The organism is Paraburkholderia aromaticivorans (assembly GCF_012689525.1).
GTDB lineage: Bacteria > Pseudomonadota > Gammaproteobacteria > Burkholderiales > Burkholderiaceae > Paraburkholderia > Paraburkholderia aromaticivorans_A.
The window spans coordinates 323,671-344,916 of sequence record NZ_CP051515.1 but is presented as its reverse complement, the minus strand read 5'-3'; the positions used below and the strand labels follow the sequence as shown (position 1 = coordinate 344,916).

6 protein-coding genes are annotated in these 21,246 nt (G+C 65.0%); 1 reads left to right on the top strand and 5 read right to left on the bottom strand.

What is annotated here, in order from left to right:
* The first annotated feature begins 167 nt into the window (after positions 1-167).
* Positions 168-1,691: an MFS transporter gene (locus HF916_RS13390; protein ID WP_240975532.1), complete on the top strand. Its 1,524-nt coding sequence runs from the start codon at positions 168-170 to the stop codon at positions 1,689-1,691.
* A gap of 70 nt (positions 1,692-1,761) precedes the next feature.
* Here the strand turns inward: HF916_RS13390 and HF916_RS13385 are convergent, their stop codons facing one another.
* The 5 genes from HF916_RS13385 to HF916_RS13365 all read right to left on the bottom strand — a co-directional run bounded on the left by HF916_RS13385 (position 1,762) and on the right by HF916_RS13365 (position 21,158).
* The gene (locus tag HF916_RS13385; protein WP_168789429.1) at positions 1,762-2,604 is read right to left on the bottom strand and encodes a N(5)-hydroxyornithine transformylase PvdF; all 843 of its coding nucleotides are present in this window, start codon (positions 2,602-2,604) and stop codon (positions 1,762-1,764) included.
* Positions 2,605-2,641: 37 nt separating this feature from the next.
* The gene (locus tag HF916_RS13380) at positions 2,642-4,867 is read right to left on the bottom strand and encodes a TonB-dependent siderophore receptor (RefSeq protein ID WP_168789428.1); all 2,226 of its coding nucleotides are present in this window, start codon (positions 4,865-4,867) and stop codon (positions 2,642-2,644) included.
* A 47-nt stretch (positions 4,868-4,914) separates the two neighbouring features.
* Positions 4,915-6,285 carry a lysine N(6)-hydroxylase/L-ornithine N(5)-oxygenase family protein gene (locus HF916_RS13375; RefSeq protein ID WP_168789427.1) on the bottom strand — a complete coding sequence of 457 codons (1,371 nt, stop codon included), beginning with the start codon at positions 6,283-6,285 and terminating at the stop codon, positions 4,915-4,917.
* Between the two features lie 115 nt (positions 6,286-6,400).
* Positions 6,401-11,425, bottom strand: coding sequence for a non-ribosomal peptide synthetase (locus HF916_RS13370; protein ID WP_168789426.1), 5,025 nt, complete (start codon positions 11,423-11,425; stop codon positions 6,401-6,403).
* 34 nt (positions 11,426-11,459) lie between these two features.
* The gene (locus HF916_RS13365; RefSeq protein ID WP_168789425.1) at positions 11,460-21,158 is read right to left on the bottom strand and encodes a non-ribosomal peptide synthetase; all 9,699 of its coding nucleotides are present in this window, start codon (positions 21,156-21,158) and stop codon (positions 11,460-11,462) included.
* Positions 21,159-21,246 lie beyond the last annotated feature (88 nt).

The window sequence follows — 21,246 nt, the reverse complement described above, 5'->3', positions numbered from 1 at the left end:
AGCGTGAAAGACGGCCCCGCACAAACGCAGCAGTTAGGCGACAACCGCCTTCGCGCGAAGCGCATCGTGCACACACAGTTGCAAGCGAGGAGACCCCGCAGCCCGCCACTTTCCACTCACTCCGCAAAAACACATTGGCGTTGGGCGCGGTATGTCTGGCGTCGCTGATGTTCGGCCTCGAAATCTCCAGCGTGCCGGTGATCCTGCCGACGCTCGAACGCGTGCTGCACGGCGACTTCAAAGGCATGCAGTGGATCATGAACGCCTACACGCTCGCGGTGACCACCGTCCTGATGGCGACCGGCACGCTGGCGGACCGGTTCGGCCGCCGACGCATCTTCGTCATCGGCATCGCGCTGTTCGGCATCACCTCGTTGATCTGCGGACTCGCGCAAAGCGTGCCGACGCTGATCGCCGCGCGACTGTTGCAAGGCGCGAGCGGCGGCGCCATGCTGATCTGCCAGGTGGCCGTGCTATCGCATCAGTTCAGCGAAGGACCCGAACGCGCTCGCGCATTCAGCGCGTGGGGCATCATCTTCGGTATCGGACTTGGCTTTGGGCCGATCATCGGCGGAGCGATCGTGGCACTGTCGAGTTGGCAATGGGTCTTCTGGGTGCATGCATTGCTCGCTGTCGTGACCTTGACGCTCGTTTCCAGCGGCGTGCAGGAATCGCGCGACCCGCATGCGCATACGCTCGACGTTGCCGGCATCGTCACGTTGTCGCTGGCTGTGTTCGGGCTCGTGTATTTCATCACGCAGGTTCCAGCGCTTGGCTTCGGCAATCCGCGTGCGCTCCTCATCATCGCGGCGACGCTGGTCGCTTTCGTGGCTTTTCTGTTTGCCGAGAAACTCAATGCGCGGCCCATGTTCGATTTTTCCGTGTTCAGGATTCCGCAGTTTTCCGGCGCGTTGATGGGCTCGGCGGGCATGAACTTCAGCTTCTGGCCGTTCATGATCTATCTACCGATCTATTTCCAGATCGGCCTCGGCTATGACAGCGCGAGCGCCGGACTAGCGTTACTCGCTTATACGCTGCCGACCCTGCTGTTTCCGCCACTCGGCGAACGTCTCGCACTGCGTTACGGCTCGGGAATCGCCATACCTGCCGGCTTGTTTACGATCGGCCTCGGCTTCATGCTGATGCGTTACGGCAGCGGCGCCGCGCATGCCGACGTGTGGACCCTGTTGCCCGGCTGCATGATCGCGGGCGCCGGCCTCGGTCTCACCAACACGCCCGTCACCAATACGACGACCGCCGCGGTTCCCGCGGAACGCGCGGGTATGGCGTCGGGCATCGATATGAGTGCGCGGATGATTACGCTCGCGATCAACATCGCGTTGATGGGTGCGATCCTGGTCGGCGGGATTCTCGTCAGTCTGAAGACGCGATTGCCGAAGACGCTCGACACCGCGCCGCTCGGCAGGCTCGCGGAGAAAATCGCGGCCGGTGATGTCGAAGCGGTCAGAACGGGGATGCCCGCGTTGGCGCAAATCGACCCATCAGGAAGCGTCGTGCATGCCGCGTTGATGCAAGGGTTCGGCTGGGTGATGGTCTATGGCGGAGTCGGCGTGTGGGTGCTTGCCGCGCTCAGCTTCGTGATTTCCGGCAACGCGTCGAGAAGGCTGAGCAGCGAGAAGCGCGTGTCTGCGCAACAGCAGCGACAATCAGCCCGATGCGACGCGTGTTAAATAGCGCTTCGTCGACGGCGCCGTGTGCCCGCAAGTAGATTTCGGAGCGACGCGCACGCCGCTCCGCCACTCACGCCTCGACTTGCACCGACTGCCCCGCCATCATCGCGAGCCCTTCGTTCAGAGCCGGGAAGAGGCTACGGTTGAAATTGTTCCAGCGCAGTTCGAGGATCGTGTCGTCCTTATCGATTTCGGTATTCAGCACGTCGTGAATCACCTCGCCCGAATCGATTCCGTTGTCGACATAGTGAAACGATGCCCCCGTCAAATAGAGCGGTTCGACCGCCACGGTTTCCATCGTCTTCCAGTTGACCACCTTCTTGCCGCGCGCGCCGTAGAGCGCATCGAGCGTCGCATACGCGCCGCGCCGCTCGTACGGCGATTCGGCGCGCGTCACGCCCGGATGGATATTCACGATCTTGCGATAGAACGGCGCACCCGGTCGAACCAGTTCGTCGAGAATGATCAGCAAACCGTCGAGCACGACGATATCGGCCTTCAACGCCACCAGCGTATCGAGCAGATGCTTTTCAAAAGCGCTCTTGCCTGCCGGTCGTCCTGCTGCATCGAGCGGCTCACGCCGGTACGTCGACGGAATTGCGAGCAGCAGATCGTTGACCGGCTTGCCCTGCACACGCAAATTCGGCGGATAGAACCGGCGCTTGCCCGGCTCATAAGCGAAGCCGTATTCCTTCAGTTTCTCGCGATCCACGCTGGACCCCGCATCATCGTCGTAAATGACTTTTTCGAGCGAGTACTGATCGCCTAATTCGGTGTCGTTGAGCGCCTCGACGAGCGACTCCAGCACCGACTTCATGTAGCGCGTGCCGCTCTTGTACGCGACGTCCTGGCCAGCTTTGTCGGCCGCTGCGTTTCTCAGCGACCAGATGTAAACGAGTTTCTTCTTCGGCATAGTCGGTTCCTATGTGTGTGCGTCATTGCCACAATGCTTACCAGTCGTATTTGGCAGTTGCGATCACCGTGCGTGGATTCCCATAGAAACAGGTATTCACGGACTGGCAACCGCTCACGAACCGGCGATTGAAAATATTCTGGCCGTTCACCGCGAAGCGCCAGTTGCGCGTTTCGTAGTGAACCGCCGCGTCGTACACGGTGTAGCTCGGCACGTACAGCGAGTTGTCGGCGGCGCCCGCCGCGCCGCTCTGGTAGCGAATGCCCGCGCCGAAACCGAGATCTGCCAGCGGCCCGGCGTGCCATGTCCAATCGCCCCATAGCGACGCCATCTGGCGCGGCCGCGGAATATCCACCGGCCACTTGCCCAGCGTGTCGTCGCCGGCCTTGATGTTCTTCACGTCCTGATACACGTACGCGGCGATCACCGAGAAGTTGCGCGTGACATTGCCCACGCCGCTCAATTCGATCCCGCGCGAACGCACCTCGCCGGTCTGCACGCTGGTGCTGCCGGTCGGGTCGATGGCGAAATCGGGCGTGACGACGTTGGTCTGGTTGATCTGATAAACCGCGGCGTTCAGCATCAGGTTCTTGCCGGCCGGCTGCCAGCGCAAACCGGCTTCGATCTGCTTGCCTTTGGTCGGCTCGGCAATGCCACCGCCGGCGATCTTCACGCCGACCAGCGGATTGAACGACGTCGAGTAGCTGATGTACGGCGACAATCCATAATCGCCGAGATACACGAGACCGACGCGCCCGGAGAACGCATGATCGTTCTGCTCGAGACGGCTGCCGCCGGCGATATCGTTCTGCGTGGTGTTGCTCCAGTCCTGGCGTCCGCCGAGCGTCAGCACCCAGCGTTGCCACTTGATCTGGTCCTGCGCGTACACGCCGAACGCGTTCATGGTCGACTTCGTATCGGTACGCGGGAACGCGTCCGGTCCGCTGAAGATCGCGTTGGTGATCGGCGTATACACCGGGTTGTACATGTTCAGGCTCGGACCAGTCGCCATCGATTCGCTATCGGTGGTCGACTGCCGGTTGTATTCGAAGCCGAGCAGCACCGTATGATCGAGCGGACCGGTGCCGAAGCGGGCCAGCGCCTGATTGTCGACATCGAAGCGGCTGTAGTTCAGCTGGTACAGGCCGACATAGCGCAGCAGCGACGCCTCGGTCGGATCAGCCGGATCGAGACCGCCGCCGAACACCTGTCCCTGATCGAGCGAGAGGTGCATCAAGCGCGTGTTCTGCCGGAACGTCCACACCGGATCGAACTTGTATTCAAACTGATAACCCACCGACCATTGCTTCTTGCGATAGTGCGAGAACTCCGGATCGCCCGTGTACAGGTCTGGCGAAATCTTGCCGTTCGGATTCGGCAAGACCGTGCCCTGCGCCGGCAAGAAGTTATTCGACGCGTCGCCCCAATCCTGCAGATAGCTCGCCTCGACCGTCAGCGAAGTCTTCGCGTTCGGCTGCCATTTCACCGACGGCGCCAGTGCAACACGTTGCTCCGGATTCGGCCCGGTCTGCGAATTGCCATCGCGGCCTACGCCGAGGAAACGATAAGACAGCGTGCCGTCCTTATCGACCTTATCGCCCACGTCGAATGCGATCTGCTTGCGCGCGTAGTCGCCCAGTTGCATTTCCACTTCGCGAATACGCTCGCCGTTGGCGAGTTTGCTCTGCACGTCGATGATCGCGCCAGGATCGCCCTGGCCGTACAGCACCGAGGTCGGACCGCGCAGCACGGTGATGTTGTCGATCATGAACGGATCGACACGCCAGCTCGCGAGATTGAGGGTATTGGGCACCTGCAGGCCGTCGACGAACACCGTCGGCGTGAAGCCGCGCAACACCGAATACCAGTCGGAGCGAATATCCGCGCCATAGGTCGAGAAACCCGGAATGTAGCGCAGCGCCTCGTTGATGCTGGTCGCGCCGGTCTGCTCGATCTGCTGCGCCGTGACGACGTTGATCGTCTGCGGAATTTCCTTCAGCGGGGTATCGGTCTTGGTGCCGGTGCTGCTACGGCGCGCAACGAGGCCCACTGTGCCGTCGTTTCCGGCCGAGCCTTCGACGCTGATCGCAGGCAGCGTACTGGCCGGCGTGGCATCCGGTTGAGTTGTACGGATTCCTTGCTGCGCGTTGCCCTCGGGTTGCGCCGACTGCTGCGCCTGTGCGGTTGCGGCTGCCGCCGCATAAAACGCCACGCTCGCCGCGGCGGCGGTTGCGCTCCGGCGCGTGCCTATTGCCCACTCCATCTCTCGATGCTCCAGGTTTTTAATGCCGCCAAAAAGGCCGCTTTTTATTAAAGAGCGAAGGCCAAGCGGCCCACGCTCGTCGCGTTTTCTTGTGCTTGTTGTGTCCGGCCGGCCGACCGGTCTTGCGATGTGTGATGTGCGAGCGAGGCGGCGATCTCGTCGGAGCGCAGCGCGAGCACCGACAGCAGCGTGTCGGAAAGCCCGTGACTGTCTTCGCAGCAGCCCTGCAGATAAACGCGCGGTTTGAAGCTCGCCGGCGTGGCGAGCCGGTAATCGCGTTCGACGTTGCCTTGCGCAAGCGCATCGCCGAGATGCGGCGCAAGCCCATCCAGCAAGTCGAAATGCGTGTCGCGGCGATATCCCGTCGCGAGCACGAGCGCGTCGAATTGCTCAGCGCGCGCGTGGCCGCTCAGCCGATCACGCAACGTGAGTTCGATCTGGCCGCCCGCCGTGCGCACCGCCGTTTCGATGCCGGTGTTCGCCAGCAGCCGGTGCCGCGGATCGGCGGACACGTTCTGCAGATAGAGCATTTCGTAGATCTGCTCGATCAGCGGACGATCGACCACCGCGTAGTTGGTGTCGCGAAAGCGCTCGATCAGCGAACGGCGGCCGTCGCGAGGCTGCGCGTAGACGACATCGGTAAAGGCAGGGCTGAAGATCTCGTTGGCGAACGGGCTGTCGTCGGCGGGTTTCAGCGCGCTCGAACGGACGATGAGGCTCGCGTCGACGTGCGGGAAGCGGCGCGTCAGATCGACGAACACCTCGGCCGCGCTCTGTCCCGCGCCGATCACCGCCACGCGTTTTCGCGCGCCGTCCGCGGGTCCGACCACGCGGTCGATGGACGTCAGGTACTGCGACGAATGCACGATGTTGTGCGTGCCGAGCGCGGCAAATGCTTCCGGCACTTGCGGACCGCCGCCGATGCCGACCGACAGCGCCCGTGTCACGCGCTGCCACTCGCGGCCTTCGCTGTCGCGCGAGAAAACCCGCAGCGCTTCGACGTCGTTCGTGTTGGCTGCACTCTTGACCGCTTCGATGCCGGTCACGGTCTGGCCGTAGTTCACGCGATCGTCGAACGACGCCGCGACCCAGCCCAGGTAATCGTGGAACTCCACGCGCGTCGGATAGAAGTTCTTCAGATTGACGAATTCGGCCAGACGTCCACGCTCGAACAGATAGTTGATGAACGTGAAGCGGCTTTTCGGATCGCGCATCGTCACGAGATCCTTGAGGAAGGAAATCTGCATCCGGCAATCGTCGAGCAGCATGCCGCGATGCCAGCCGAATTCCGGCTGACGCTCGATGAAGCAATGCGCGAGGTCCGACACGCCGGCCTCTTCAGCGAGGCGCACGGCAAGCGCCAGATTCGACGGTCCGAAGCCGATTCCGATCAGATCAAATACGGTGTCTCTGTGCATGTCGCAGGTCCTTATCGGTGGAAGCCGGCGCGCCGGATGCGCGGGCCGGTGAAAAATCTTTCGTGATTGATGCGGTTTTTATTGACTGCGTTTTCTGCCGGGTTTCTTACTGGCTTCAGGCGCCGTCCCGTAACTCGGCGACGTTCGACGCTCGCGCAACGAGCCGTGCCCCAAGTTGTGCGAAGGTCGGCGCAGCGAACACGTCGGCGATCTCCAGCGCGTGGCCGGCGACTCGCGCGGCATCGACGAAGCGCACCACGTCGAACGAACTCGCGCCCGCTTCGAACAGGTCGTCGTGATGCGCGGGCGTGTTGCCTTCGAAGAGATCGCTCCAGACGCGTTCGAGCGCCTGGGCGCGATGCGATGCTTCGTTGTGAGATGTCGCGCTTGCCTGCGCGCCGGCTGCAACGCTCGCGGATTCCAATGCAAAACGCGCGGCTGAGGCACCCAGTTGCTCATGCGGCGCATCGACGAACTGTTGCACCACGTCCAGATAGCCCGCGGTCAATACCTCGACGAAGCGGCCATCCACCAGCTCGTTCGCGTACGAGAAGGCGCCGGTCACGCGTCCGTCGGCATGCTCGACCACATCCAGTTCCAGTTCGAACACCACCCGATGCCGCACGTCGTTGAAATCGTCGAGCGTGAGACCGGCCCAGTCCCGTTCCGCTGTCCCGGCCGGGCGCAGGTAGTTGAACATCACCGAAAAGAGCGGATTGCCGGCTTCGCCGCGCCGAGCGCGCAAAGCCGTCACCACGTCGGCGAAAGGTGTGTCCGCGTGCGCATAAGCGGCGAGCGCGGCGTCGCGGACTTCGGCGAGCAGCGTCGCGGGCGTGTCGGTTTTCGCGAGCCGCGTGCGCACGACAACCGCGTTGATGAAGAGTCCGAGCGCGCGGCGCGCGGCCTCGCCGGTCAGTTCGCGCGTCGAAGCGAGCACGCCGACCGGTTGATCGGTGGCGCCCGTCGCGCGATAGAAGGCCACGTTCAGCGCGGCATGCAGCAGCATGGGCAAGGTAGCGTGAACTTCGAGCGCCATCGAGCGGGCGCGGCGCACGAGCGCCGGGCTGAATTCAAACGCGAGACGGCCGGCGCTCCAACACGGCGACGCCGCACGGCCCGACGACGGCGACGGCAGCACGTGCGACGGCGCATCCGCCAATGCATCGCGCCAGAACGACAGGCGCGCTCGCGGCGCGGCGACCGGCAAGACCAGCTCTTGATTCGAAGTCGATGCCAACACCGAAGCGCTCGGCGACGCACCGCGCACGATCGCTACATAAGTGGTGCGCACGTCATCGAGCCATAGATCGATCGACTGCCCGTCCGACACGATGTGATGCACGACCAGCGACAACACATGATCGTGCTCGGCAAGACGCAATAATCGCGCACGCCAGAGCGGCGCCCCGTCGAGAAGATGGAATGGCGTGAGCGCGTCTTCGTCGGTGAGCGCAACAGCGGCGCTCTTGCGGGCCGTGTCTATCCGATCGCCCGACAGATCGACAACGGGCAGGTCGAACGGCGCCGACCCGGTCACGCGTTGGCCCGGCAACTGCCCGTCGCGTTCAACGAGCCGCACACGCAGCGCCGGATGTCGAGCGGCCGCTTGCGCAAACGCTTCGCACAACGCATCGACATCGAGCGAGCCACGCAATCGCAGCGCGACAGGAATGTTGTAAGCCGCACTATCCGGATGCGCGCGCCACAGGAACCACAAGCTCAATTGCGCGGAAGAAAGCGGCAGAACGCCGTTCGCGTCCGCTATCGGGTGTGAATTCGAAGCGCCACTCGAAGCGTCATTGCCCACATCGGCCAGCGTTTCGCTGCGTGCCGACGCCAGCACCCGCTGCGCGTATTGCGCGAGCGTCGGTGCTTCGAAGAGCGTGCGCACCGGCACATCACGCGCGAGCCGCTCAGCCACGCGCGTCGCCACGCGGACCGCAGCCAGCGAATGCCCGCCGAGTTCGAAGAAATGATCGGCGCGGCCGACACGCTCCACGCCCAACACTTCGCGGAAAATCTGCGCAAGCGCGGTTTCGAGCCCCGCAGCGGGCGCCTGATAAGCCCGTGCGACACGCTGTGGCTCCGGCAACGCCGCGCGGTCCACCTTGCTGTTGGCATTGCGCGGCAACGCGTCGAGCACGACGATATGCGCGGGCACCATGTAATCCGGCAACGTGTGACGCAGATGCGCGTCGAGTTCGGCCGCATCCGCGCGCGTGCTGCGCTCACGGGCTTCGGCGCTCAATTCGACATACGCCACTAGCGCCGCTTGCGCACCCTTGCCATGCACGATCGCCACGGCTTCGCGCACATCGTCGTGCCCGGCGAGCTGTGCTTCGATCTCACCCAGTTCGATCCGCAAGCCGCGCAGCTTCACCTGATGATCGACGCGGCCGATAAAGTCGAACACGCCGTCCGCGCGCCGCTTGACGAGGTCGCCCGTACGATAGAGCCGTGCGCCCGATGCACCGAACGGATCCGGCACGAAGCGCTCGGCCGTGAGCGCCGGCCGGTCGAGATAACCACGCGCGACACCCACGCCCTCGCCGCCCAGATACAACTCGCCGATCACGCCGACAGGCAGCGGATTCAAGCGTGCATCGAGCACATGCGCGGAACGTGCGCCGACCAGCGTGCCGATCGGCAAATAGGCGCTGTCCGCGAGCTTCGCGGTGTCGTCGGCCGGATAGAACATCCACAGCATCGGCGTGATGACGGTTTCAGTCGGCCCGTATCCGTTGACGATGCGCGCATTCGGAAACGCCCGGCGCATCAGCGCGAACGCTTCGCGCGAGGTGGCTTCACCGCCGACTGTCAGCGAACGCAAGCTAGGCGGCGCACCGTGCGCGAGCGCCCACTCGGCGAGTTGGGTGGCGCAACCGGGCGGCACGTAGGTCATGGTCACGCCTTCGCGCACCATCATCCGGCAGGTTTGCGCGGGCGGCCACAATGTGTCCGCGGTGATGGCCACGGCTGCGCCGGACATGTACTGCGAGAACCAGCCTTCATGCGCGCCGTCGAAATTGACCGACTGGAACAGCAGGAACACGTCACGCTCGCCCGCACCGTAGCGCTCCGCGATCGCCGCGCAATGCAGTGCAAACGAACCGTGATCGACCACCACGCCCTTCGGCTTGCCCGTCGAACCGGACGTATAAATCACATACGCCGCCTGATGCGGCGACACGCGCGGCAGCTCGACGTCCGCTGCCGAGGGCTCGTCAGCCTGCGGTTCCTCGTCGATCAGCCACAACCGCAAACGGTCCGACGCCGGCAACGCAGCGAGACTCCCGCGTTCCGTGATGACGTGCGTGATCTGCGCATCGTCGAGAATCTGTGCGAGACGCTCACGCGGATGGCTCGGGTCGAGCGGAACGAACGCGCCGCCCGACTTCAGCGCGGCGATCAGGCCGACCAGCAGATCCACCGAGCGGCTCAGCGCGACGCCGACCCGCATCTCCGCACGCACGCCTGCCGCGACGAAGCGTTGCGCCAACCGCGCGGCTTGTGCATCCACCTCGGCGCGCGTGAGCGAGCGATGCAGATCCGCGACGCCACGCGCATCCGGCCGCGCAGCGGCGTGGTCGGCCACGCGCTGATGCACCGGCCGGAATGCCGTTTCAGGCGGGAGCGCGGTGCTATTCCATGCGACGAGTTGGGCGCGCTCCGTTTGCGCCAGCCATTGCAAATCGCCGACCTCAGTGGCGGATGCCGCCGTCGCATTCGACAGCAACTCGATGAATCGCGCGGCGAGGCGCTGTATGGCGTCGGCGTCGAGCAGATCGAGTGCGTAGATAAAGTAAGCATCGATCGAATCGTCGTCCCGTTCCTCGAAGCTCAGTGTCAAATCGAACTTGGCGAACGGCGCACCCGAAGGCAACTCCGTCATGCGCACTTCCGCGAGCGACGGCAGACGGCGCCGCGCGCCATAAGCGGCCATCACCTGAAACAGCGGATGATGACTCGCGCTGCGCACCACGCCGAGCGCCTCGACCACTTGTTCGAACGGCACGTCCTGATGCGACTGGGCGTCGATCAGCGTTTGCTGCGTCGCGCCGACCAACGCGGCGAATGGCTGCGTCGCGGGAACCGGCGTGGCAAGCGTCAGCGTGTTGACGAAGAAGCCGACGAGACCGGCCACTTCGCCGCGCTCACGATTCGCCGCGGGCACGCCGATCTGAATCTGCGTTTCACCCGACGAGCGCGCGAGCAACACGCTCAATGCCGCCAGCAATATGGCGAACGGCGTCGCACGCTGCGCATTGGACACTGCCTTCACTTGCCGCACGAGCGCGGCATCGAGAACGAAGCGATGCCGTGCACCACGCGCGCTGCGCTGCGCCGGACGCGGCGCAGCGCCCGGCAACATCAGCACGTCGCGATTCGCGTCGAGCCGTTCGCGCCAGAACGCCAACTGACGCTCACGTTCGCCCGCGTCGAGCCAGCGGCGCTGCCACAACGCGAAGTCGGCGTACTGGATAGGCAACGGCGCGAGCGACACCGCCTCGCTCTTCGCATACGCGCGATAGAACGATGCCAGTTCCGCCAGTATCACGTCCGCGGACCAGCCGTCGGAGACGATGTGATGCGTCGTCAGCGCGAGCCAGTGCGTGTTCGTATCGAGACGGATCAGGTGCGCGCGCATCAGCGGGCCGAGCGACAGATCGAAGGACTTCGCCTCGTCGGCCCGCGCGATGTCGGCGGCACGCGTCTCGCGCTGATCCACGGGCCACGCGCTTACATCGCTCGCGTGCCACGGGCAGCGCGACGGCGCGTGCACCGTCTGCAACACGCCGTCGCCGCTTTCGGTGAAGGTGGTACGCAGCGCTTCGTGGCGCGCGATCAGCGCGTCGCACGAAAGACGCAGCGCGTTGGCGTCGAGCGCGCCGTCGAGCCGCAGCCGTTCGGTGATGTGATACGCGGCCGGTTCGTCGATCATCCGCGCATGCAGCCACAGACGCGTTTGCGCGAACGAAGCCGGCACGCTCGCGGTGCGCTCGGCGCGCGGCGGAATCGGCAGCACGCGAAAGTCGATGCCGGCGGCGTCGAGCTTCGTGAGAAAGGCCTTGCGCTGCGCATCCGGCAACAGCGCGAAGCGTGACGCGAGGGAAAGCAGATCCGGTTTGGCAGTGGTCATGCTAAGTGGTCTCAGTACAGGTCGACGTGTTGGCTTATTGCAGTTCGAATTCGTCGAGGAGCGCATCGATCGCGCTCGCGGTATCGCCTGCGCCGTGCGCGTCGCGCTCGGCGAGCGCGCGGTCGATCGCGGTGGCACAGCGCTGCAACGTGCGTTCGTCGAACAGGGTGCGTAGCGGCAGGATCAGCGTCCAGTGCAGATTCGCCTGCGCGTTGGCTTGCGTCGCGAGCAGCGAGTGGCCGCCCAGCGCGAAGAAGTCGTCGTCGCGGCCAATCGTGTCGATGCGCAACACGCGCTTCCAGATCTCGGCGAGTTCACGCTCCGTCTCGGTGGCGGCCACGCAGACGGCGTTTTCTGAGGCGGTGCCGCGCACGGGAGCCGGCAGCGCGTGGCGGTCGCATTTGCCGTTCGGCGTGACCGGCAGCGCATCCATCGCGATCAGATACGAGGGCACCATGTACGACGGCAGTTGCGCACGCAAATCGTCGAGTAGCGCCTGCGTATCGAGCGCGTTGTCCGCGCCGCGCGCCACGTAGCCAATCAATTGTTCGTCACGCACGATCACCACCGCGTCGTGCACACCCGGCGCCGCGCGCAGCAGCGCTTCGATTTCGCCGGGCTCGATGCGCTGGCCACGCAATTTCACTTGCGTATCCATGCGGCCGAGATAGTCGAGCGCGCCGTCCGTGCGACGGCGCGCAAGGTCGCCGGTTCGATAGAGCCGCGCGCCGTGCGAGAACGGATCGGGGACGAAGCGTTCCGCCGTCAGCGCGGCGCGGCCGAGGTAGCCGCGGGCCAGTCCCACGCCGCCCAGGTACAGTTCGCCGATCGCGCCTTGCGGCAGCGGTTGCAACGCCGCGTCCAGCACGTGCAATTGCAGGTTTGCAATCGGGTGACCGATCGGCACAGACGCCGCGTCGGCATCGCGCGCATCGCACGTCCAATGCGAAACGTCGATGGCGGCTTCGGTCGGGCCGTAGAGGTTGTAGAGCCGCGCGTGAGGCAATTGTTTTGCGACGCGCGCCGCCAGTTCCGGCGCGAGCGCTTCGCCGCTGGCGACGATACGCTCGATGCTCGTGCAGCGCGCCGCCGCATGAAAGTCTTCCAGATGGGCGACGAAGGCCGCCAGCATCGACGGCACGAAATGCAGCGTCGTGACGCGATGTGTTTCGATGGCCGCGACGAGTCGCGACGGATCGCGATGGTCGCCGGGCGCCGCGATTGCGAGCTTTGCGCCGACGGCGAGCGGCCATACGAACTCCCACACCGACACGTCGAAACCGAACGGGGTCTTGTGCAACACGACGTCGTTGGCGTCGAGGCGATACGCGTCCTGCATCCACGCAATGCGGTTCGCCAGCGCGCGATGCGTATTGCCCGCGCCCTTCGGCTTGCCTGTGGAACCGGACGTGTAGATCAAGTAAGCGAGTTGATCGGGCGCGACTGCCACGGGAGCGCTGAGCGTGAAGTCGGCGCCGCGTAGTGCGTCGACGGTGAGGATCTTCACGCCGTTACCGTCAACCGCTGTCATGACACGTTCCAGCAGATGCGGCTGCGTCAGCACGACAGCGGGTTTCGCGTCGTCGAGTAGATACGCGATGCGCTCCGCCGGATAGTCGGGATCGATGGGCAGATAAGCGGCGCCCGCTTTGAGCACGCCCATCAGCGCGACGACCATGTCGAACGAACGCTCGACGCACAGCGCCACCGCCGTGTCCGCGCGCACGCCGGCTTCGATGAGCGAGGCGGCGACGCGATCGGCATTTGCATCGAGTTCGCCGTAGGTCATCTGCTGCGTATGTCCTTGCGGGTCGGCGAATTCGAGCGCGATCGCGTCGGGCGCTGCCAGCGCTTTCTGTTCGAACTGGCGATGCAGCGCCTGCTGCTGCGTGCCCGGCCACACTTGCGCGGTCGAGTTGAAACGCGCCAGCGCGGCCAGATCGTCGGCGGTGGAAATCGAAATCGTGCCGAGCGGCGCCTCCGGATCGGCGATCAAGCCCGCAAGGCACGCAGCAAACGCGCGATGCAATGCGGCGACACGCGCTTCATCGAGTTGCGCGGCATCGTAGCCGTAGTCGATCGTGAGCGTCGCGCCCGCTTCGATCACCAGCGTGAGCGCGAAATCAGTCGCTTCGATATTGCGCAATTCACGCAGCTTGAGCGCGCGCTCGTCGCGTCCTTGCCATGCTTCATCCACGGGATAGTTTTCGAACACGACCAGCGTGTCGAACAGCGCGCCGCCACCTTGTCCCGCCCATTGCTGGATTTCGTAGAGCGGCGTATGCGTGTGCTCTGCGGCTGCGGCGTTGTCGCGCTGCAAATCATGCAGCCATGCCGATGCCCGGCGTCGCGGCAACGGCGCCGTGATTACCGGCAGTGTGTTGATGAAAAGGCCCAGCACGGTATCGACGTCCGGCAACGTATCAGGACGCCCGGCGACGGTCGCGCCGAACGCGACTGCCGTGTGATGCGTCATCCGTTGCAATGCAAGTGCCCATGCGCCCTGCACCATCGTGTTGACCGTGACCTTCAGACGGCGCGCGGTGTCGGTGAGGCGCGCGGTCGTCGCAGCGTCGATCGTTTCACGCCGCGTGAGATGTTGCGGCTCGCGGCCGCTCACGGACTCACGCTCGGCAACCAGCGTCGGTTCGTCGAGCAAGGCGAGACGTTGCAGCCAGAAGGCGCGCTCGCTGTCGGCGTCACGCGTGGCCAGCCACGCGATGAAGTCGCGATAGCGCGTTTTCGCGGGCGCCGCGAACGGTTGCGGACGCGGTGGATCGATATAGTCGCGCAGCACGTCGGCGAAGAAACGCGCCGTGCTCCAGCCGTCGAGCAGCAAATGGTGACGCGTCCAGACGAGACGCCATGCGTCGTCCGTGATGCGGATCAGCGCGACGCGCATCAACGGCGGCGACGTCAGATCGAAACCGCGCGCACGGTCGGCGTTGAGCCAGCTTTCGAATGCATCGTGCGCGTGCGCGCCACGCTCGCGCCAATCGAGAATCTCGACCGGCATACGCGCCTGGCGATGCACGACCTGCATCGGCGTCGCTTCATCCGGCGTGAAGCTGGTGCGCAGAATGTCGTGACGCGGCACGGCAGCTTCGAATGCAACGCGCAGACGTTCCACGTCCGGTTCGATCAAGGTCGCGACCAGCTGATTCACATAGGTGGATTGCTCGGGCGCGAACAGCGAGTGGAACAGAATGCCGTGCTGCGTCGGCGAAAGCGAATAGATGTCGTCGATGGTGCGCAAGTCGAGTGGCATGCGCTCCAGCGCGGCCTGCGTCAAGCCGCCCGAACGCGCGAGCGGATAGTCGCCAGGCGTCGCGCCGCCGCCGCGTTGCGCGAGACGCGCCGCGCATGCCGCCGTCAATGCCGCGAGCGCGCTTTCGAAACGCTGCGCAATGGCTTCCACGGTCGCTCGTTCGAATTGCGTCGCTCCGTAGACCCAATGGACTTTGAGTGTGCGCGTGGCGTCGCCGTCGATATAGGCGTGAATCGCCAACGCGTTGCCAATCGGCCCCGCCGGATCGCGTTCGCGGCCCGCGCCGCCGAAACGCGGCACGAGCGCCGCTTCGCGCGGCGCGTCGAACTGGCCGAGATAGTTGAACGTCACATGCGGGCGCGGCACGGCGGCGAGCGCCGCGCGCGTCGCCGTGTCGCCGTAGTGGCGCAGCACGCCGAAACCGAGACCCTTGTTCGGCACCGCGCGCAGCGTGTCTTTGACCCCGCCGAGCGTGGCCGCCGGCGTACTTTCGAGCGTGAACTGCACCGGATAGTGACTCGTGAGCCAGCCAGGCGTGCGGCTGACATCGACATCGTCGAACAAAGCTTCGCGGCCGTGGCCTTCGAGTTCGATACGGCAAACGGGCATGTCGAGCGACTGCGCCAGCGCCGCGATCAGCAGTTCGATCATCTGCGTGCGGTACGCGGCATTCGCTTCCGTCAATGCGGCGCGTGTCAGATCGGCGCCGATGGTCTGGATCACGGATTGCGCGTCGGCGTTGGTCGCCTTGGCTTGCGGACGGTCGAGCGGCAGATCGTCGTAGGGCGCGGCGAGCGCGGTCCAGTACGGTAGTTCGGCGGCAAACGGCGAGTTCGCGATATCGAGCGCGGCGCGTGCCAGCTGTGCCGCCCATTCCTGCGCACTCGTTCCCGTCGACGCGAGACGCACGCTGCGACGCTCGCAAGCAGCGCGATAGGCTGCGTCGAGGTCGTCGAGCAACACGCGCCACGTCACACCGTCGACGATGATGTGATGAATCGCCAGATAGAGCTTCGTGGTGCCGTCGGGCAGCAGCGCGGCCAGCGCGCAGACGAGCGGACCGTGCGTCAGATCTAGCGTGCTCTGCAAGGCGTCGAATTGGGCTAGCGCGTCGGCTTCGTCGCGAGCGGAAATCGCGGCGAGCGGCAGTGTCTCGAATGCGCGCTCAGCCAGCTTGAGACGCCATTCGCCTTGCGCACCGACCGGCGTGAAACGCTGACGGAAAATCTCGTGATGCGTCAGCAGCGTTTCGAATGCGCGCGCGAAAGCCTCGAAGTCGAACGGTGCTTGCGTGTCGAGTTCGATGGATTGATTCCAATGGCCACGCCGTGGAATTTCCAGTGCGAAGAAACGCAGTTGTGCGGGCGTGAGCGCGGCGGTGTGTTCGACTTTGGCGGATGCAGCGTGTGTCTTCGATGCGCCAGGCGCAGCCTGCGCGGCGACATCCACCGTCGTTGCGACACGTGCGAGTTGCGTTAGCGTGGGCGCATCGAACAGTTGCTTCGGTGTGAAGCGCACACCGCGCTTGCGCGAACGAGCAATCACCTGCAACACCAGAATCGAATCGCCGCCCAGTTCGAAGAAGTTGTCGTCGCGGCCCACACGCTCGGCTTTGAGCACGTCTTTCCAGACGGCAGCGAGAGTTTCTTCCGTTGCGCCTTGCGGCGCATCGCCCGCTGCCACCGACGGCGCCGGTGCAGCCGCCAGCGCCCGCAATGCCGCGCGATCCACCTTGCCGTTCGCGGTCACCGGCAACGCGGCGACATGCTGCAACACGGCCGGCACCATGTAGTCCGGCAAACGCGCGCTCAACGCCGCGCGCAATGCGGCTTCGTCGAAACGGGCACCGCTCGTCAAGGCGACGAACGATGCCAGACGCAAACGCCCTTCATGCTCCACGGCAAGCGTTTCGGCCTGAGCGATAGCGTCGAGCGCGCGCAATGCCGCACTGACCTCGCCAGGTTCGACGCGGTAGCCGCGAATCTTGACCTGATCGTCGAGCCGTCCGAGAAAATCCAGCCGGCGATCGGCGCGAAGTCTCACGCGATCGCCCGTTCGATAGAGACGCTCGCCCGCCGCGAACGGACTCGGCACGAAACGCTCAGCGGTCGCCGCAGCGCGATTCAGATAACTGCGCGCCAAACCCGGTCCGCCGAGATACAACTCGCCGATCGCGCCCGGCGGCACGCTCGCGCCGTGGCTGTCGAGCACGCAAGCGTAAGCGTTCGGCAGCGGCAGACCAAGCGGCACCGCGTGCGCGCTGCGCGCGCTCAGCGCACGCAGCGCGGCTTGCGCGGGCGCGGACGTGTCGCACGTCAATACGCCTACCGTTGCTTCGGTCGGGCCATAGTGATTGATTACGCGGCACGCCGGCTTCAGTGCTGCGATCCGCTCGACGAGCGACCACGGCAGCGTTTCGCCGCCCGTCACCAGCGCATTCACGGGCAGCACGTCGGCCGGATGCTGCGCGTCCAGCAGCGCATGCAAGTGGCTCGGCACGATCTTGAGAATGCCGACGTTGCGCGTGCGCATTTCGTGGGCGAAGCGGTCGGGATCGAATGCGCATTGCGCGGGCAATAGATGCAGTGTGCGGCCCGAGCAGAGCGCGCCGAATAGCGTCGTATGGCCGAGGTCGGCGGCGACGGTGGAGACCATTGCCATGGATGCGTCGGCGGCGAATGCGAGTTCGTTCAGCATGCCTTCGACGTAGTCGGCCAGTGCGCCATGCGAGATGACGACGCCTTTCGGCGTGCCGGTCGAGCCCGAGGTGAAGATCAGGTAGGCGGCTTGATTGGCTAATGGCGGCGCGTGCGATGCGGTTGCGGTTGCCGTTGAGTCATTCATGCCCGCCGGAGACGAAGCTCGCGTGAGCGTGTCGAAGTCGAGCACGGTCGCAGCGCCACCCGCAGTGACGTCTTTACCCGCCGTCAACATCCAACGCGCGCCGCAGGCCTCGACGGAAGCAGTCAAACGCTCATGCGGCGCGGCAGGATCGAGCGGCACGACGTACGCACCGGACTTCATCACGCCGATCAGCGCGACAGCAAAGCGCACCGACCGCTCGATACACACGGCCACCGGCTGCTCCATCTCCACCCCGCGTTGACGCAAAGCAAACGCGATACGGTCCGACGCCGCATCGACTTCGGCGTACGTGAGTTGCGTATCGGCATCCGCGAGCGCCACACGATGCGGCGTTTCACGTGCATGCCGGGCGAACAGCGCGAGCACATTGTCATCCGCCGGTTGGAATTCACGGCCACGCCGCGCGGCACGATAGTCGGCGCTATCCGCGCAATCCAGTTCGGCAATCGCGCGCTGCGGATCGCGCACGGCATCGGCGACGAGCGCGGCATAGCTGTGCAGCCACGCGCGGGCGGTCGCTTCATCGATACCGTCGAGCGCATACGCGACGACCAGTTCGATGCCGCGCGGATCGTCGGTGAAATCGAGTGCGTAATCGAAGCGGGCGGCGAGATCCAGACCCGGCGACATGCGCACCGAAGCGCCCGGCAATTCAGCCGACAGTTCCAGATCGAACTGCTGCGCGAACTTGACCTTGAGCCACGCGTCGCCGCGCCGCACCGGCGGCTTGACGGCGTCGAGCACCTGATCGAACGGCACATCCTGATGCGCGAACGCGTCGAATGCGGAACGGCGCACGCCGTCGAGCAACGCAGCGAACGATTGATCCGGCGCGACACGCGCGCGCAGCGCAAGCGTGTTGAGGAAGAGACCCACCAACGGCGCGGTCTCCGCCCGTTGCCGATGCGCGATCGGCGCGGCCACGACCACGTCGGTCGTGCCGGTCAATCGGTAAAGCCAGGCGTCGAAGGCGGCGAGCAGCACGGTGAACGGCGATGCCTGCGCGCGTCGCGCCGTTTCGCGCACGGCCTCGGACAGCGCGACGGGCAAACGCAGCGCGACGCGGCCGCCGCGATAGTCGTGCTCCGGCGAGCGTGGCCGGTCGAGCGGCAAGGCTAGCGCTTCGGGTGCATCGCGCAAAGCGTCGCGCCAGTACGCCAGTTGGCGTTCGGCTTCGCCGGCTGCGAGCCAGTCGCGTTGCCACTGCGCGTAGTCGGCGTACTGGATGGTCAACGTGGGCAATTGCGGCTCGCTTCCCATCGCGAAGGCTGCGTAGGCGGCTCGCAGTTCGTCGAAGGCGCAGCGCGAACTCCAGCCGTCGCTGATCGAGTGATGCGTGGTCAACAGGAAGCGCTGCGTGTTGTCGGTGAGCGTGACGAGCGCGGCACGCACGAGTGGACCTTTAGATAGATCGAAGGCCGCGCCGACTTGCTGTTCGGTCAACTCCATCAATCGTGACGCGCGTTCGGCCTCGTCGCAAGCACGCAAATCGATTTGCGCGACCGACACCGGCAAATGGGCATGAATGCGTTGGATGACGATGCCGTCGTCGGACTCGACGAGCGTGGTTCGCCACGCCTGATGACGCGCGATCAGACAATCGAGCGCGCGTTGCAGCGTGCCGATCTCTAACGCGCCCTGCACGTCCCATTGCACAGCGACGTGATATGCCGCGCCGGCGTCCTGCGTTTGTGCGAGCACCCAGAAGCGCTGCTGCGCGAACGAGGCGGCACGGTCGACGAACGGCGCGCCGGTGGTCTGCACCACGGTGATGGCATGCGAACCCACCGACGTTTCGGCCTCGCTATCGTCGACCAGACGCGCCAGTGCTTCGAGCGGATGATCGTCGAACAACGTGTCGAGCCGCAGATTCACGCGCCATTCGATACGGATCGCCGCCTGCAATTGCATCGCCGCGAGCGAATCGCCGCCACGTGCGAAGAATCGGTCGCCGCAACCGATCGGCGCCGGGTCGCTGAGCAAGGTTTGCCAAAGCGCGGCCAGGCGCGTTTCCGTGGCGGTTCGAGGCGCGACATGATTCACATCGACGACAGTCGGCATCGTGGCAATGAAGTCGCGCAATGCGGCGCGATCGAGCTTGCCGTTCAACGTGTACGGCAGGCGCTCGAAGCGCACCAAGCGATGCGGCATCCACGCCTGCGGCAAATGGGCGGCGAGATGTGCTTGCAGCGCGGCATCGTCGAGTTCGTCTTGCAGCACGACGCAGGCGATCAGTTGCGTTCGACCGCCAGCCGTTTCAGCTAGCACACCTGCGTCAGCCACCGCAGGATGCGTCAGCAAGCAAGCCGCGATCTCGCCAGGTTCGACGCGCACGCCGCGCACCTGAACCTGATCGTCGATGCGGCCGAGATAATCGAACGAGCCGTCCGCGCGTTCACGCGCGAGGTCGCCGGTGCGGTAAATCCGCTCGCCCGGTTCGCCGTTCGGGTCGGGCAGAAAACGTTCAGCCGTCAGCGCCGCGCGGCCATGGTAGCCGCGTGCGAGGCACACGCCGCCAAGCAGCAGTTCACCACTTTCGCCCTGTTGCGTCGCGCCGTCGATGCGCGCCACGCGTCGCCCGATCGGCCAACCGATCGGCAGCGACGCAAAGCCATTGCCATCCTCGAGCGCGGGCATCTTGCCAGGATCGACGGGCCACAGCATCGGCGAGATCACCGCCTCGGTCGGCCCGTAGCCGTTAACCAGACGCACCGCAGGAAACACGCGGCGAATCTCGTCAAAACTGTCTTGCGACATCGCTTCGCCGCCGAACAGCAGCGTGCGCAGCGAAGGCGGCACGCCGAGGCGCTCGCAAACGTTCGCGAACTCGCGCACATAAGCGGGCGGCAGTGTCGTATTGGTGACGCCTTCGCGCAACATGAAGGCATGCGTGGTTTCCGGCGCGAACGGCGGCGGATCGCTGATCACCACGCTGCCGCCGACGGCAAGCGGTACTAACCATGCTTCGATGGAGACGTCGAAATTGACCGACGCGAAATGCAGCACGCGGTCATTTGCACCGATCGGCAACGAGTCAGCCAGCGCTTCGCCGTGCGCGGCAAGCGGTCCGTGTTCGACGGCAACTGCTTTCGGCGTACCCGTCGAACCCGACGTGTAGATCATGTAGGCCGCCGCACGCGGATGCACCGGCGTGTTTTCTTCATCGCCATAGAAACGCGGCGCTGCCGCATCTGCCGCAACAGCGCTTGCGACGTCGAAGCATTGCGCGAAACGCGCGCGCATCGCCGCATCGGCGGAACCGTCGACGATCCCGTGCATGAGCCCCGCATCCCGCGCGACCCAATCGAGGCGCGCTGCCGGATGACGCGGATCAAGCGCGACGAATACGCCGCCCGCCTTCAATACAGCGAGCAACGCGACGAACAGATCGCAGGACCGCGCGACGCAAACACCCACGCGCACTTCAGTCGTCACACCCGCCGCGCGCAGTTGCGCGGCAAGCCGCGCCGCGCGGCTATCCAGTTCGCCGCGCGTCAGCCGCACAGTATGCGGCGTGAAGGACGCCAACGCGGGCGCATCGGGATCGATGCGCGCCATGGCGCGGATCTGGTGGTGCAACGCAATCGGGAAGCTCGTCATGGGCATGAAATCCGTTAGAACTGGCCGCATAGGCCAAGTCGCAGGCCGCAATGGGCCGCTTCATTGGTGTGACGATCCGCGATCGCAA

Bases quoted from the DNA above. Each gene is read 5' to 3' on its own strand.
- HF916_RS13390 (WP_240975532.1), top strand. From the start codon at position 168: ATGTTCGGCCTCGAAATCTCCAGCGTGCCGGTGATCCTGCCGACGCTC.
- HF916_RS13385 (WP_168789429.1), bottom strand. From the start codon at position 2,604: ATGCCGAAGAAGAAACTCGTTTACATCTGGTCGCTGAGAAACGCAGCG.
- HF916_RS13380 (WP_168789428.1), bottom strand. From the start codon at position 4,867: ATGGAGTGGGCAATAGGCACGCGCCGGAGCGCAACCGCCGCCGCGGCG.
- HF916_RS13375 (WP_168789427.1), bottom strand. From the start codon at position 6,285: ATGCACAGAGACACCGTATTTGATCTGATCGGAATCGGCTTCGGACCG.
- HF916_RS13370 (WP_168789426.1), bottom strand. From the start codon at position 11,425: ATGACCACTGCCAAACCGGATCTGCTTTCCCTCGCGTCACGCTTCGCG.
- HF916_RS13365 (WP_168789425.1), bottom strand. From the start codon at position 21,158: ATGACGAGCTTCCCGATTGCGTTGCACCACCAGATCCGCGCCATGGCG.